General features: G+C 43.4%; 13 protein-coding genes and 2 tRNA genes. 2 read left to right on the top strand and 13 right to left on the bottom strand.

The genetic code is table 11. The annotated features are described in order from the left end of the window. Positions 1–23: 23 nt before the first annotated feature. The 13 genes from DI060_RS01970 to DI060_RS01910 form a co-directional block, all read right to left on the bottom strand. Positions 24–1916, bottom strand: coding sequence for a GTP-binding protein (locus tag DI060_RS01970; protein WP_108973160.1), 1893 nt, complete (start codon positions 1914–1916; stop codon positions 24–26). Positions 1917–1976: 60 nt separating this feature from the next. After that, entirely contained in the window at positions 1977–2450 is a 474-nt protein-coding gene (rpsG, locus tag DI060_RS01965) for a 30S ribosomal protein S7 (protein WP_108973158.1), read from the bottom strand. Positions 2451–2464: 14 nt separating this feature from the next. Next, positions 2465–2839, bottom strand: a complete 375-nt coding sequence (rpsL, locus tag DI060_RS01960; protein ID WP_108973156.1) for a 30S ribosomal protein S12 — start codon at positions 2837–2839, stop codon at positions 2465–2467. Positions 2840–2940: 101 nt separating this feature from the next. Further along, the gene (gene rpoC / locus DI060_RS01955; RefSeq protein ID WP_108973153.1) at positions 2941–7257 is read right to left on the bottom strand and encodes a DNA-directed RNA polymerase subunit beta'; all 4317 of its coding nucleotides are present in this window, start codon (positions 7255–7257) and stop codon (positions 2941–2943) included. Positions 7258–7268: 11 nt separating this feature from the next. After that, positions 7269–10955 (bottom strand): DNA-directed RNA polymerase subunit beta, encoded by a 3687-nt coding sequence (rpoB, locus tag DI060_RS01950; RefSeq protein WP_108973151.1) that lies wholly within the window; start codon positions 10953–10955, stop codon positions 7269–7271. A gap of 128 nt (positions 10956–11083) precedes the next feature. Then, entirely contained in the window at positions 11084–11467 is a 384-nt protein-coding gene (rplL, locus tag DI060_RS01945; protein ID WP_108973149.1) for a 50S ribosomal protein L7/L12, read from the bottom strand. Positions 11468–11509: 42 nt separating this feature from the next. Then, entirely contained in the window at positions 11510–12040 is a 531-nt protein-coding gene (rplJ, locus tag DI060_RS01940; protein WP_108973147.1) for a 50S ribosomal protein L10, read from the bottom strand. A gap of 10 nt (positions 12041–12050) precedes the next feature. Further along, positions 12051–12743 carry a 50S ribosomal protein L1 gene (gene rplA / locus DI060_RS01935; RefSeq protein ID WP_108973145.1) on the bottom strand — a complete coding sequence of 231 codons (693 nt, stop codon included), beginning with the start codon at positions 12741–12743 and terminating at the stop codon, positions 12051–12053. Positions 12744–12764: 21 nt separating this feature from the next. Then, positions 12765–13193, bottom strand: coding sequence for a 50S ribosomal protein L11 (gene rplK / locus DI060_RS01930; RefSeq protein ID WP_108973143.1), 429 nt, complete (start codon positions 13191–13193; stop codon positions 12765–12767). Positions 13194–13225: 32 nt separating this feature from the next. Next, positions 13226–13780, bottom strand: a complete 555-nt coding sequence (gene nusG, locus DI060_RS01925; RefSeq protein WP_108973141.1) for a transcription termination/antitermination protein NusG — start codon at positions 13778–13780, stop codon at positions 13226–13228. Between the two features lie 18 nt (positions 13781–13798). After that, a complete protein-coding gene (gene secE / locus DI060_RS01920; protein WP_108973139.1) occupies positions 13799–13987 on the bottom strand; it encodes a preprotein translocase subunit SecE in 189 nt (62 codons plus the stop codon). A gap of 47 nt (positions 13988–14034) precedes the next feature. Continuing rightward, a tRNA-Trp gene (locus DI060_RS01915) sits at positions 14035–14108 on the bottom strand. Between the two features lie 5 nt (positions 14109–14113). Beyond that, a tRNA-Thr gene (locus DI060_RS01910) sits at positions 14114–14185 on the bottom strand. Positions 14186–14385: 200 nt separating this feature from the next. Between DI060_RS01910 and DI060_RS01905 the strand changes: the two genes are divergently transcribed. Beyond that, entirely contained in the window at positions 14386–15081 is a 696-nt protein-coding gene (locus DI060_RS01905; protein WP_108973137.1) for a histidine kinase, read from the top strand. A 47-nt stretch (positions 15082–15128) separates the two neighbouring features. After that, positions 15129–15896: an SDR family NAD(P)-dependent oxidoreductase gene (locus tag DI060_RS01900; RefSeq protein ID WP_108973135.1), complete on the top strand. Its 768-nt coding sequence runs from the start codon at positions 15129–15131 to the stop codon at positions 15894–15896. The last annotated feature ends 70 nt before the right edge of the window (positions 15897–15966 follow it).

Genomic DNA, 15966 nt, shown 5'->3' with positions numbered 1-15966 from the left:
GTCTCTGACCCGATGTGGGTTCTTTACTCCTTTAGAACTGCATAAATTTCTGAGGTAAAAGCAGTCCTTTCCCAAGAAATGCCAATCCCTTTGGTCATGTTTCTAAGAGCCCCTGAAAAGCCAAGCATGTTTTCTGCCGATGCTGTGGCTTTTAAATGGCTCTTACCCGCTCGTTCTTCCTCGATGGAATGAACCTTCGCAGAACGGCGGTTTAATTCTGAAAGAACTACACCCACCTGACTTGCATCCAGATGAATCTCTAGATCCATCTGAGGCCCAATCAGATATGTGTTCTCTTTGAAGGCATCTTTGAGTCCGATATGGACTGCAACCTTTAGCAGAGAGGGAAGAAACTCTTCTCCCCTTGCGGGTGCAGACCACTGGATGACCCGCATACGAATCCCCAGAACCTCAAACCCATGGAAACCATGCGAACACGTTTCCCAAAAAGATGTCTCAATCGAGTTTTTAACTTCTTCCGGAAGACTTACCTCAAAGGCAATTTGCTTTGAAAAATCGGCAGTATCTTCCAGGAATGCTACGAGCGAACCGCTAGACTTTGAGTCTTCGAAGGCTCGATGCTCTAGTGCAACCTTATGGGACAGTTTTCGAAACCGCTCAAATCGCGCAATTTTTATACTGCCAGTTGTTAATTTTTTTTGGACATTTTCTTGGAGCCTCTTCACGGCGACCTCTAGGTGCAATTCGCCTCGCCCACTCAAGTGCCAAGTTCCTAGTTCAGGGTCGACGTGGAATTGGTAACTCGGATCCTCCCAGCAAAGATCCTGTATCTTCTCTAGCCAAAAATCTTGGTCCAAGCTGGACTCTACTTCCAGGGTCAGAGAGAAAGGGCTCTGTACTTGTCCCTGCCATCGCTCAAGTTTCGCATTTTCTACTACCTGGGTTTCCCCTTGCAAAAAGTCCCCAGGGATAGCCATCAGATTAGGCTGAGCAGGTAGGATGTACAATTGGGAAGGCTCTAAGCTTACAAGCGGAATCCAATCATCCTCCTGGTAAGTAAAAACATTTTGAATCCAGGTTTTATTGTTTTGGATTTGGAAAGGAATCTGTAGGGCCGATTTCGTTTGCACTACGGAGAATCTCCCCCGTTTCACATCCGTTCTACGAAAGAGTACATATTGTCCATGGTCTTTGTTTCTGTTTTTTTTGTGTAATGCAAAGCTAACGATAAAATCAAGAAGGTCATCTACTCCAATAGCATGTTTTGCGGAACCAGCGAGAAGTGGGAAAAGGAGGCTTTCTGAAAGACCTGTGAAAAGAGCCTCTGTAGAAAAATCCTTTTTGTTGGTTGTTTCCTCCCAATACTGTACAAGGGTTTCATCAGACCAGGCACAAAATTCTTCCCCTCTTTCTTCGGTCCAAATCTTAGCATTCCGCGGAAAGGATTCTATGCCTTTCCAATCAGAGCCTTCCATTGCAAATAGCTGCACAGGAGGTTTTTCTAAAATAGCTTCCAAATCGATTAGGTTATCTAAGTAATCTTGGGTCTTATCTATTTTATTTAAGAAAAATAAAATAGGAGTCCTTAATGATCTGCATTCTTCGATCATGAGCCTCGCCTGGGATTGCACGGGCGTTCCTGCTTCCAGAAGGACCAATGCTAAATCCATAGCCGGGAGGATATCGGTAACTTGCTTACGAAAATCTATATGTCCAGGGGTATCTATGATTTGAATATGGACTGTTTCGTTTTGGAAAGTCCAAGGAATTGTGTAAAAGGTAGATCGGATTGAAATCCCCCTTTTGATCTCCTCTAAAAGTGAATCCGATTCGGTTGTACCATCTTCAATCGACCCTACTGCTGAAATTTTTCCTGTTTTATATAACAACTGTTCCGTGAGAGTCGTCTTTCCAGAGTCAATATGGGCAAAAATTCCAACAGAGAGGTATTTCATGGCAATAAAAAAGCCGAGACGAATCTCGGCTTTCGATTCAGCTTTGCTTGTAAATGCTGTTTACCAGCGGTAATGAGAGAAGGCCTTGTTTGCGTCTGCCATCTTTCGGATGTCTTCTTTCTTCTTGATTGCAGAGCCAGTTCCTTTTTGGGCTTCGATAAACTCCGCTGCAAGTTTGTTTTTCATAGACTTCTCATTTCTATCTCGGCTATAGCGAATCAACCAACGAATCCCTAAGGCTAAGCGACGTTCTGGTCTCACTTCAACAGGAACTTGGTAAGTGACCCCACCTACTCTCCGTGACTTGACTTCTACCTGTGGTTTTACGTTCTCGAGGGCTTCTTGGAACACAGTATATGGGTCTTGGCCAGTTTTTTTGCCTACAACCTCTAGAGCATCGTAGAACACAGATTCGGCGACACTTTTCTTTCCATCTACCATCAAACAATTGATGAATTTGGAAATCACTTTATCATTGTATTTCGCATCACCTATGATAGGTCTTGGGTCTACTTTTCCTCTTCTTCTAGACATTCTACTTCTCCCGATTAAGCCTTAGGTCTCTTAGCGCCGTATTTCGAACGGCCTTTTCTACGTTTGTCCACTCCAAGTGTATCTAGAGTTCCCCGTACAATGTGATATCGAACCCCTGGTAAGTCTTTCACCCTACCACCACGGATGAGCACAACGTTGTGCTCTTGTAAATTGTGACCCTCTCCCGGAATATAGGCAGTCACCTCGATTCCAGTTGTCAGTCGCACCCTTGCCACCTTCCGGAGAGCTGAGTTCGGTTTTTTGGGAGTAAAGGTCATTACACGTGTGCACACACCCCTTCTTTGCGGACAAGCCTTCAAAGCGGGAGATTTTGTTCTCTTTTTTTGTGCGTCTCTTCCATTTCGGATGAGCTGATTGATTGTAGGCATTAGATTCCTTCTTACACTATTCTCTAAAATATTATGGCGTTTTCGTCCAAAATTCCAGAAGCCTGTCTTTTGTAAACGAAAAGCTAAATTGGAGACGAGGTTTAATCCTCGTCGTCCTCATCTTCCTCATCCGAATCAGATTCTTCTTCCAATTCGTCCTCATCCTCATCGTCTTCTTCGATACGTCTTGTGAGGGTTGCTGTCGAAACAGGAGTCGATTCTGGAATTTCTACCATTTCTTCTTCCGCTTCGTCTTCATCTTCCAAATCCCAATCCAAATCACCAGGAAGGTCTTTGAAAACTTCAATGTCTCGGTATTTCTTCATCCCTGTGCCGGCAGGGATCATGTGACCGATGATCACGTTTTCTTTTAATCCTGCCAATTGGTCGGTCTTTCCTTTGATTGCCGCGTCTGTTAAAACTTTGGTTGTCTCTTGGAAAGAAGCCGCGGAGAAATACGACTCTGTATTCAAGGAAGCTTTTGTTAGGCCTAATAAAATTGGTTGGGCTTGCGCTGGACTACCACCTTCGGCAATCACTCGGTCATTTTCCTCATTGAATACATAACGATCCACTTGTTGTTGGTTCACAAAAGAAGTATCCCCACTATCTGTGATGATCACCTTTCTTAACATTTGGCGAACTACAACTTCAATGTGTTTATCATTGATATGAACACCTTGTAAGCGGTAGACTTCTTGCACCTCAGAAACCATATAGTTGTGGAGTGCATTTGCACCTTTAATGGTTAAGATATCATGCGGATCAAAATTCCCTTCATCAATCTGATCACCAACTTTTACGAAGTCTCCATGGCGTACTCGTAATTGCTTTCCAATTGGAATCGCAACTTTAACTTTTTCTTGGTCTGGAGAGTCAGGCATGATGTAAAGGATACGCTTCTCTTTTACGATTTCACCTCTATCCTCAATCCTTCCATCGATTTCAGCAAGCGTACAGGCATCTTTCGGCCTTCTTGCTTCAAACAACTCATCGACTCGAGGTAAACCACCAGTAATATCTCGAGTTTTCTCAGCAACAGATGGGATCTTAAAGAGGATATCTCCTTCTTTTACTTTGTCGCCGGACTGGAATTGGAGAAGAGCATCCACTGGCACCGAATAACTTTCATTGCTTGCACCTTGGACTGTAAGTGTAGGCACCAAACGGTCTTTTTTCTGCTCCACAACTTTTAAGATGATGTTGGATGTTTTTGGGTCTACGTCCCTTCGGACGTTTTTACCTACTTCTAAATCTTCCCAAACTACAGTTCCTTCAATCTCCGAAATAACGACTTCGTTGTATGGGTCAAACTCTGCTAATGCTTTGTTTTCTTCCACAATGTCATTTTCCGCACACTTTAAAACGGTTCCCACTTTCACTGGGATGACAAAATCATCACCTAAGATTCGCAATAAGGTGCCTTGGAGTGAGATAGTTCCTGACTGGTCAGCAGTGACCATTTGTTCCCCATTCTCTGTGAGCTGAGTTCCAAACACTTCACCTTTTTCTAGTCTTTGTCCATCTACAACGCGCACATTTGAGAGATTTCCAGTTTGGAATTCTTGCACCAAACGTCGGACTATGATAGTTCCTCTACGAGTAAATACCTTTGCTCCATTCGAATTTGTAACTATTCGTCCATTTACCGATTTTACTAAGGACCGGTATGGGAGTTTGTGCTCCTTTTCTTGGATGGTTGCAGAGGCGGCACCACCGATGTGGAAGGTTCTCATAGTAAGCTGCGTTCCAGGTTGGCCAATGGATTGGGCTGCAATGGTTCCCACGGCTTCCCCAATCTCAGCAGGAACAAGCCTAGCCATGTCCATCCCGTAACATTTTGTACAGATACCTTGGCGAGAACGACAAGTTAGAGGTGAACGAACCTTTACCTTATCATAACCTAAGTTTTCAATTTGTTGTCCGATGGAACGGGTGATCATAGTATCTTTCGGGAAGACCACTTTTTCTGTCACTGGGTCGATTAAGTCTTCCGCAGTATACCTTCCAAAGATACGATCTGAAAGCGAAACGATTACGTTTTCCCCTTCTTTAACCATTCCTAAAGTAATGTATTCTTTTGTGCCACAATCGTCTTCACTTACGATCACGTCTTGGGATATATCCACCAAACGACGTGTTAAATAACCAGCATCTGCAGTTTTCAAAGCTGTGTCGGCAAGACCTTTTCGCGCACCATGTGTAGAGATAAAAAATTCCAATACTCCCAATCCCTCGCGGAAGTTGGATCGAATCGCAAGCTCGATGATCTCACCACTTGGTTTTGCCATCAAACCCCGCATTCCAGCAAGCTGACGGATCTGCTGTTTAGAACCGCGAGCACCGGAAGCTGCCATTACGAATACTGGATTAAATCCACCTTGGTCTTTTTCCAACTCTTTGAACATACCGTCAGTAATACGGTCATTGGTCTTTGTCCAAATTTCGATTACCTTTTTGTAACGTTCTTCGTTGGTGATGATACCTTTACGGTATTCCATGTCGGCTTTCTCTACTTCTTTATTCGCATCGGTTACTAGAGTTTCCTTTTGAGGAGAGACTCGAATGTCTTCGATGGAAATGGTTGGCGCAAAGTAGGTTGCGTATTTGTAGCCAAGACGTTTGATCTCATCGATCATAACAACAGTGGCACCGGCCCCAAACTTTTCATACACATCGGCAATGATTCTGTTTGTTTCCTTGTCACCAAGAGTTCTGTTTACGTATACATAGCCTTTTGGCATAACCTGATTGAAGATCAACCGACCAGGTGTGGTCTCTATGATTTTACCTTCATGCAAGACGGAGATCTTTGCTCTGATTTCAACTGTTTTGCTTTCAATCGCATACATGATCTCTTCAAGACCTGTGAAAAATTTACCTTGGCCTTTTCCGTCTTTTACTTCTGAGGTTAAGTAATATATCCCCAAAACGATATCCTGTGTTGGCCCACAGATTGGCTGTCCATTCGCAGGGTTTAATATGTTATGCGGAGAAAGCATAAGCATCCATGTTTCCAACTGCGCCTTTGGAGAAAGCGGTAAGTGAATCGCCATTTGGTCACCGTCGAAGTCCGCATTGAATGCGTGGCAAACCAGTGGGTGTAACTTAATCGCTTTTCCTTCAACGAGAATAGGTAAGAATGCTTGAATTCCAAGTCGGTGCAATGTAGGGGCTCGGTTTAGGAGTACGGGATGTTCTCTTACGACGGTATCAAGAACATCAAAAACTTCTTTATCCTCCGCCTCGATCTTTTTCTTCGCAGATTTGATATTAGGCGCTAATTCCAAATCAACTAAACGTTTCATGATGAAAGGCTTAAAAAGCTCGAGAGCCATCTTTTTAGGTAGGCCCATCTGGTGGTATTTGAGCTCAGGACCAACTACGATCACAGAACGACCTGAGTAATCCACCCTCTTTCCGAGGAGGTTTTGACGGAATCGTCCCTGTTTTCCTTTTAGCATATCAGAAATCGATTTTAAAGGGCGATTTCCTTTTCCTTTTACAGTGCGTTTACGTCTGCTGTTATCAAAGAGAGCATCGACTGCTTCTTGTAACATACGTTTTTCGTTCCTGACAATGATTTCAGGCGCTTTTAATGCCAAAAGTCGTTTCAATCGATTGTTTCGGTTGATGACCCGTCTATATAAGTCGTTTAGGTCAGAAGTTGCAAAACGACCACCTTCCAATTGGACCATCGGTCGTAGTTCTGGTGGGATCACCGGAACTACATCTAAAACCATCCACTCTGGGCGGTTGCCAGAATCACGGAAGGCTTCCAATACTTCTAATCGTTTAAAAATTCGTTTGTCGGAGATCTTTGTTCGGTCTTGGATTTTTTGTCTGATGGCGCGGGCCTCAGCATCCACATCGATACGAGCTAACAATTCTTTGATGGCATCTCCACCAATTCCCGCGATAAATTTATCACCAAATTCATCTAAGTAATTGTGGTATTCATCCTCATCAATTAACTCACCTCTGTTCCTTCCAGAATCAGCTGGTTCTATGATTACATACTTTTCAAAGTACAATACACTCTTCAACTGGTTGATAGTCATGTCGAGGAGAAGCCCCATTCTGGAAGGTACAGATCTGTAGTACCAGATATGAGATACTGGAGCAGCAAGTTCAATGTGCCCCATTCTCTCTCTTCTTACCTTTGAGTGTGTCACTTCTACACCACATTTGTCGCAAACCACACCTTTGTAACGTATGGACTTAAATTTACCGCAGTAACATTCCCAATCCTTAGTGGTTCCAAAGATTTTTTCACAAAAGAGACCATCTCGCTCTGGTTTGAGAGTACGATAGTTGATAGTTTCCGGTTTTTTGACCTCACCAAACGACCATTCTTTGATACGTTCTGGTGAAGCTAATCGGATTGTAATTGATTCAAAGCTGTTGTAATTTCTCATAACCGATTCCTTTACGCGTTTTCGATGGTCTCAAATTTGATTTTCTTTTTGTTTTTTGAGAATTCATCTTCGTAATCTGAAATATCCACTTCCATTCCTTCAGAGTCTTTGATGATGATATCCAGAGCCAAACCTCGCAATTCTTGAACAAGAACGTTGAAGGATTCTGGGATACCTGGTTTGATCGAGTGAATTCCTTTTACGATAGCCTCGTAGATACGAGCACGACCTAACATGTCATCTGACTTGATGGTGAGTAATTCTTGCAGAGTATGAGAAGCACCGTAAGCTTCCAGAGCCCAAACTTCCATCTCTCCAAGTCTTTGCCCACCAAATTGCGCCTTTCCACCAAGCGGCTGCTGGGTGACAAGTGAGTAAGGACCAGTTGACCTAGCGTGGATTTTATCGTCCACCAAGTGCGCCAATTTAAGCATATAGATATAGCCACAGAAAACTGGGTTTATAAAACTCTCGCCTGTTCTACCGTCGTAGAGTTTAAACTTACTGTTTCCCGGAAGGCCTGCTTGTTTGCAGAAATCTTGGACATCGTCTTCGCTGGCACCATCAAACACTGGTGTCTCAAAGTTTAATCCTAATTTTTTAGCGGCAAAACCTAACTGGGTTTCAAATATCTGGCCTAAGTTCATACGAGAAGGAACGCCTAATGGGTTGAGTACGATATCCAATGGTGTTCCATCTTCCATATAAGGCATATCTTCTTGGGCCATGATCCTTGCGACAACACCCTTGTTTCCGTGCCGTCCTGCCATTTTATCTCCGACAAGAAGCTTTCTCTTACGGGCAACATATACCTTGACCATCTCTTCGACACCGGCTGCCAATTCATCACCAGATTCTCTTGAGAATCGTTTGATATCGATGACAGTACCCTCAAAGCCATTTGGCATTCTGAGGGAAGAATCCCTTACCTCTTTGGCTTTTTCACCAAAGATCGAATGTAAGAGTTTATATTCAGGAGTCAGGTCTGTCTCTCCTTTCGGAGTTACCATACCAACCAGGATATCACCTGGTTTTACTTCCGCTCCAATGCGGATCACTCCTGTTTCGTCTAAATCACGGAAAGCTTTGTCAGAGAGATTCGGTATGTCTCTTGTGATTTGTTCCTGGCCGAGTTTTGTTTCTCTTGCTTGGATTTCAAATTCTTCGATGTGAATTGAAGAGAATACATCCTCTTTGATGATCCTTTCTGAGATCAAAATCGCATCTTCAAAGTTGTATCCTTCCCAAGGCATAAATGCAACGAGGACGTTTTTGCCTAGGGCAAGATAACCAGAATCAGTCGAAGGTCCATTTGCAAGAACAGTTCCTTTTTGGAGAATCGCTCCAAAATCACCGATCTTTTCACCTTTTACTAACTGTCCAGCAATGCCATACCCTAATGGGATTTCTTGCCCTTCTTTTACGAGCGGGACAAATTGCACCTCATCAGAGGCAATCAATTCGTGGATCTCTTTATCCCCGTCCGGTTTGGTAATTTCTATTTTTTCTTTGGAAACTTTGCTTACCTTTCCTGCTGAATAGGAATGCAACATTCCTACATTTGGCTTTTGGTTGAAGCAAGTGCCTTGGTTTGTCTTTTTGAACTTGATGAGCGGGTAATGGACTACTTCTTTTGAAGCATCCTCTTTTACCCAGATGCCGGAAGCATCTACCTTCGTGACAACTCCATCTTTTTTGGCAACGATGCAAACACCGGCATCATATGCAGCGCGCGCTTCCATACCTGTTCCTACAAAAGGAGCTTCGTCGGTGAGCAAAGGTACAGCCTGTCTCTGCATGTTCGAACCCATGAGTGCGCGGTTCGCGTCATCATGTTCTAGAAAGGGAATGAGAGCAGTTGAAACCGATACAACCTGCAAGGGAGTGAGATCCATGTACTGGATTTCGCTTGGGCTTCTAAACGGGAAGTCACCTCTGTGTCTTGTGGATAGGAGTTTGGATTGAAATTCTCCTCTATCATCCACAGCCGAGGAAGCTTGCGCCATATAGTGGTATTCTTCCTTGTCAGCGGTTAGATATTCTACTTGTTTCGTTGCCTTTCCACTCTTTACAACTCGGTAAGGAGTTTCCAAGAAACCAAAGTCATTTACCCTAGCAAAACTAGACATGGAGAGAATCAAACCAATGTTTGGTCCTTCTGGTGTCTCAATCGGACACATCCTTCCATAATGCGAATAGTGTACGTCCCGGACTTCCATACCAGCACGGTCACGGGAAAGTCCCCCTGGACCAAGTGCATTTAACCTACGCTTGTGGGTAAGTTCCGCGAGCGGGTTGGTTTGGTCCATAAACTGCGACAATTGAGAACTTCCAAAAAACTCATTGATCACTGCCGTGATCGGTTTTATGGAAATCAAAAGTTGAGGCGTTTGCTGTTCTGGCTCTTGTACTGTCATCCTTTCTTTGATGACACGTTCCACTCTAGAGAATCCAAGTTTTAATTGGTTGGCGACGAGTTCACCTACAGAACGAATCCTTCTATTGCCCAAGTGGTCAATATCATCTGGGTAATAGTTTTCAGCCTCAGACATCAACATCACAAGGTAGCGAACGGTTTCAATGATGTCTTCCTTACGAAGAACACGCTCATCTGCCTTATTGAAATCCTTTGGATTATTGAATTCAAATTTGCTATTGATCTTATAGCGACCAACGACACCTAAATCAAATGTTTTTGGAGAAAAGAACAATCTCTTAAGTTCAGCTTCCGCATTTTCGATAGTGGAAGGCTCACCTGGGCGCATGATGGTATGGAACTTTTTGATTGCGTCTTCGTAATCGTTTACCCCATCTTTTTCCAAACAATTGATGAGTACAGGGTTGTCTTTTCCTTTCGGAAATTCGATCACATCCACTTCCTTTACCTTCATTTCACGGAGAATGGATATATTGTCCTCATTGATCTTGGAACCAGCATCTAACATAACTTCGCCGGTTTCCATGTTAATGATATCTGCTATGGTTCTTCGGCCAATGAGTCTTTTTAACTCCTTTGGACCTGCACCAGCAATTTTCATTCGAGTTGAGCCATAGAACAAACGAAGTACTTCTTCATTTGTACCCATGCCCATTGATTTAACTAGAAGAGTAGCTGGGAACTTTTTCTTACGGTCGATCTTGGCAACAAGGATCCCTTTATTGTCCATTTCAAACTCTAACCAAGATCCTCGGTAAGGAATGACACGGGCAGAAAAGGTATCTCTGATTTGGTCATAAGAGAAGAAAATACCTGGTGATCTGTGTAACTGGCTTACAACTACACGTTCGGCGCCATTGATCACAAAAGTACCATGGTCAGTCATAATGGGAAGGTCTCCCATATAAACGACCTGCTCGCGAATCTCACCCGTATCTTTAATGATTAGGCGGATCACAGCCTTCAAGGGAACAGCAAAGGAAGAATCAGTGTCCTTACATTCTTGTGGGTTTCGTTTCGGCTCACCCAAAAGATAATGGCCATATTCCATGACCATGTCGTTGTTCGGGCTTTCGATGGGAAAGGACTCGCGGAACACAGCTTCCAGACCTTGGTTAGCTCGTTTGGTCGGATCTTTTACATCCGCTTGTAAGAACCAATCGAACGACTTTTTTTGCACATAGATGAGGTTAGGAAGTAAATTGAGGTCGGTAATTTTACCGAAATTTACCCGCTTTCTAGATTGCATCCGGGTATTCATGAGACACTCTCCCTAGATAAAACAAATGATGAATGATCGTATAAATAACAAATAGAGGTGGGGACGCCTTCGGCCTCCCTGCCTCTATGATTGAAAAGATAGGGGATAAAAATCCTGCGAGCTGGTGATTAACCGGCAGCAGCAACTTCTACTTGAGCCCCAGCACCTTCGAGTTTTTTCTTGATATCAGCAGCTTCGTCTTTCGAAACTCCGTCTTTCACTGACTTACCGCCAGCCTCAACAAGAGTTTTAGCATCTGCTAAACCGAGACCTGTGATCTCACGAACCAATTTGATTACGTCGATCTTTTTGTCCCCATGTGCTTTCAAGATTACATTGAAAGTAGCTGGTTCTTCGCTGGCAGCTGCTCCGCCACCACCTGCTGCTACTGCCGCAACAGCCACTGGTGCAGCTGCAGAAATCCCGAATTTGTCTTCCATCTTTTTCACAAGTTCAGAAGCCTGAACGAGTGTTAGATTACCAATTTGTTCTAATAGCGCATCAACTGACATCTATATTCTCCTTACTCTAATAACTAATATTTCTAGTTTAATTTATCCGTTTTTCTCACCGATGGCTTTAATTCCGCGAGCCAAGCTTGCGATCACCTGGTTGATACCGGAGGCGATTTGTGTGCTTGGTGCGTTTATGCCACGAGCCACTTGTGCAAGTAACTCTTGTTTGCTTGGTAGGCCTGCAATGGACTCTACCCCTTTTTTGTCTAATACTTGGCCATCAAAAAAGCCAGACTTTACATCTAACTCTTTTTTGTCTTTGGCGAAGTCTTTGCATACTTTTGCTACAGCCGGTAATCCTTCATCAGAAAAGATTGCTGCCAAAGGACCCTTGTATGCATCACCGAAATCAATACTTTTGTCTTTGTGTTCGTTGGACTCTTTCAAAGCTCTCAAAAACAGATTGTTTTTGATCACTTTCAAACTAGAACCTTCTTTACGAAGTTTTGCACGTAGGTTTGTGATATCTTCTACCGTCAAACCACTGTAAGAGGCCAAAATAAAATTAGGTTTCGCTTCTAACTTTGCCTTTAATTCTGCTACTGCTTCTATCTTACTTGCGTTCGCCATGGTTTACCTATTAAATATTTGCGTTCACTAATTCTTTTACGTCAACCTTCACGCCAACTCCCATTGTAGCGGAGATAGCAAAGGAACGAAGGTACTCGCCTTTTGCATCGGAAGGTTTGTCTTTCATCAAAGCAGCTACGACAGCGTTGATGTTTTCTTGTAATTTGTCATCAGAAAAGGAAACCTTGCCCACACCCAAATGTACAACTCCACCTTTGTCAGGTCTGTATTCGATCCGACCAGCCTTGAGTTCTTTCACAGCTTTGGAAACGTCTGTAGTGACAGTGCCGGCCTTTGGTTTTGGCATGAGTCCTTTTCTTCCAAGGACGGGTCCAAGTTTACCCACTTCTTTCATCATATCAGGAGTTGCCACACAGGCATCAAAATCAGTCCATCCACCAGCAACTTTTTCAATGAGATCCATATCACCCACAAAGTCTGCGCCTGCAGCTTTTGCTTCGTTTTGTTTATCCCCTTTGCAAAACACTAAAACCTTGATTGTCTTTCCTGTTCCGTGTGGGAGAGAAATTGTGCCCCTCACGTTTTGTAAGGACTTATAATTGATTTTTGTCGAAATCTCCAAAGTGCCGTCAAATTTCGTATAAGAAGTTGCTTTGGCTAAACCGACTGCTTCCGCCAAAGGATAGGCCTTTGTGCGATCCACTTTCTCTTTTAGTTGGATGTATTTTTTTCCGCGTTTCATACGTGATTCCAGGCTACCTTATTATAATTCTACGTTCACACCCATAGAGCGACAAGTACCAGCGATGATCTTCACCGCTGCATCGAGGTCGTTCGCATTTAGGTCTTCCATTTTTGTCTTTGCGATTTCTTCTAGTTGGGATCTTTTGATCGTACCAACCTTTGTTACGTGAGGCGTTGCCGAACCAGAAGTTATGCCCAAGGCCTTGAGTACGAGAAGCGCCGCTGGAGGTGACTTGGTAATGAATGTAAAACTTCTGTCCGAGTAAACGGTGATCACAACAGGGAGTTTCATCCCGATCTGTGTTTTGGTCCTTTCATTGAACTGTTTACAGAATTCCATAATGTTCAAACCCGCTTGTCCTAAGGCAGGACCAACAGGAGGAGCCGGATTTGCCTTCCCTGCTTCCACTTGGAGTTTGATCTGTTTAACTACTTTCTTTGCAGCCATAAATTAAAAATCCTTTATCTCAATTCGATCTATTACTGTTCTGATTTTACCTGGAGATAATCTAACTCAACAGGTGTGGAACGACCGAAAATTTCGACTCGTACCCGCAAACGACCCTTATCGGGGAAAATCTCGTCTACTAAACCGCTAAAATTCGCAAACGGACCATCAATAATCTTCAATGTTTCCCCTACTTTAAAGAGGAATCTCGGCCTAGAAACTTCTTCTGATTCCACATCCCCTACGTCAGAGAATAGGTTTTTGATCTCATCGAGTGAGAGTGGCTCTGGTCCTTTTCCTTGTGCCCCTACAAATGTAGATACAGAAGGGAGGTTTTGGATTTTGAATCGGAGCTCATCGCTCATATTCATTTCTACCAATACGTAACCAGGCATGAGCTTCTTCTTGGTAACTTTTTTCTTACCGTTTTTCATTTCAGCAACTTCCATGGATGGAATCTTAACGGAGAAGACCTGCTCCTCTAGTTTTTGTTGCTGAACCATTTTTTCAATGTTGGTCTTGACCTTATTCTCATGACCCGAATAGGTCTGAAGGACATACCATTTTTTTTCAGTAGAATCGCTCATTTTGTTTGGACCTATCTCTTACGCACCCAAAGCCCAAAACCATTTGAGCAACTTCAAAAAAAGAAAGTCGGATACGGAAAGAAAAACAGAAAAAATAACTACCGTTACAAGGACAACCATAGTAGAACTGACCACCTCTTGACGGGTAGGCCAATGAACCTTTTCGAGTTCAGCTTTGCACTCTTGTATAAAACTTGTCGCCTTCATTCGATGTCCTAATTTCTACTCAAACTTGGTAATTTCTATTGTAGTCCTGGCAGGGCTGGAGAGAATCGAACTCCCACCAAGGACTTTGGAGATCCTAGTTCTACCATTAAACTACAGCCCTAAGCAAGCCCTCTACCAGGCTTGAACTGGTGACCCCTTCCTTACCATGGAAGTGCTCTACCGCTGAGCTAAGAGGGCATTTCTTCCTCTCCCACGCTAAGCACGGGCCTCTAAGCAGGGCTAGGTTTTTTACACTATTTTTTATAGGCCTGTTTGGTCAATGGAAAATGAGTTTGTTTCCTGAAATTGGAAAAAATTAGAGATTTTTGATGATTTTCTGCTAGGATTCATTTTCCGAAGCTCGTTTTTCGATAATGTAAAGGAAGAGAGATACACCCGTGGCAAAACCCTTTCAAGAACTCGAGGCGAACATTCCTGAACTCGTTCGCTCCCAATCAAAAATTGTGGTTCGTTCCTCTCGGATGAACCGCCAATTGGAGCAGTATGTTTTAGGATTGATCACCGAAATCCTCAATTCCCATGAGAACCAACGCTTTGTTGAAATGCTTTATACCATTTCCAAAGAACTCACCATCAATGGAATCAAAGCCAACCAAAAAAGGGTGTTTTTTGAAGATGAAGGCTTAGACATTATGAACGCTGAGGATTATGATAAAGGGATCAAAGAGTATTCCAAAAAATTCTCTGAAAAGATGGCGGAAGAATATGGCCGTCGATGCCTTGCCCGAGGAGTCTTTGTGCAACTCAAATTCCATTATTGTAAGGATGGAATGATGGTAGAAGTGACCAACAATACGCCTGTCATCAAAACGGAAGAAATCCGGATGCGAGAAAAAATGAAGAAGTCTATGGGTTATAATGACATCGCTGAGTTCTATATGGACAATATGGACAACACCGAAGGAGCTGGATTAGGGATAGCTCTCATTATGATCCTAATGAAAAACGAAGGCATAGACCCAAATCTCTTTCGCATCATTACCCATGCAGATCGTACGGTGGCTCGGGTGGAGATACCCTTTACTGAATCTTATGTATCCATTCGTAGCGGTGAAGTTGCCGAACTAAACTAAAGCCTCTTTTTCCTAGACAGTCCCCTATTCCCAATCAATTTGGTGGTATGGAAATAAAAGGATCAAGTATACTCGTCACCGGCTCGGCTGGCGGATTGGGCAAAGCAATGGCCCATCGCTTAGGAAAACTCGGAGCAAAGATCACTCTCTCGGACATCCAAGCTGACAAACTGAACGAAACAGTTGAAGCGTTCCAAAAGGAAGGCATAGAAACACAAGGAATCGTAGCGAATGTTGCTAAGGAAGAAGATAGCATTCGTCTGATTGAGTCCGTAAAATCCAAGTTTGGCTCTTTGGATGTCGCAATCTTAAATGCAGGCATCTTACGAGATGGACTTCTCATCCGAATCGACAAAGAAACAGGCAAAGTAAAAGGAAAAATGGGCATCGACCAATGGCAATCTGTCATCGATGTGAATCTAACAGGCGTTTTCTTAACCGGACGGGAAGCTGCAGCCGTGATGGCTGAACAAAAACGCGGGCTTATCATCCCCATCGCATCGATAGCCATGCACGGAAATTCAGGACAAACAAACTATAGCGCGGCCAAGGCTGGAGTTGCGGCGATGACAGTGACTTGGTCCAAAGAGCTTGCTAAGTTTGGCATCCGTGTGAGTGGGATTGCACCTGGATTTATCGGCACAGAGATGGTTTTGAAAGATATGAATCCGGAAGCTCTGGAAAAATGGAAGTCCATCATCCCTGTAGGAAGGCTTGGGGAGCCTGAAGAGATTGCACAAACTGCTCAATTTATTATTGAAAATGATCTCGTGACGGGAGTGGTTCTCGAAATCTCAGGTGGTGTCCGAATATAAGAAATTTTTTTACCATTGTGCCTCGGCACAATGGTAGTTAACAAAGCTTATCCTCGTTTGGAAATTTTTT

This window comes from Leptospira ryugenii (assembly GCF_003114855.1).
Lineage (GTDB): Bacteria > Spirochaetota > Leptospiria > Leptospirales > Leptospiraceae > Leptospira_A > Leptospira_A ryugenii.
Note: the sequence above shows the minus strand (reverse complement) of the source record. Positions and strands in the feature narration are given on the sequence as shown.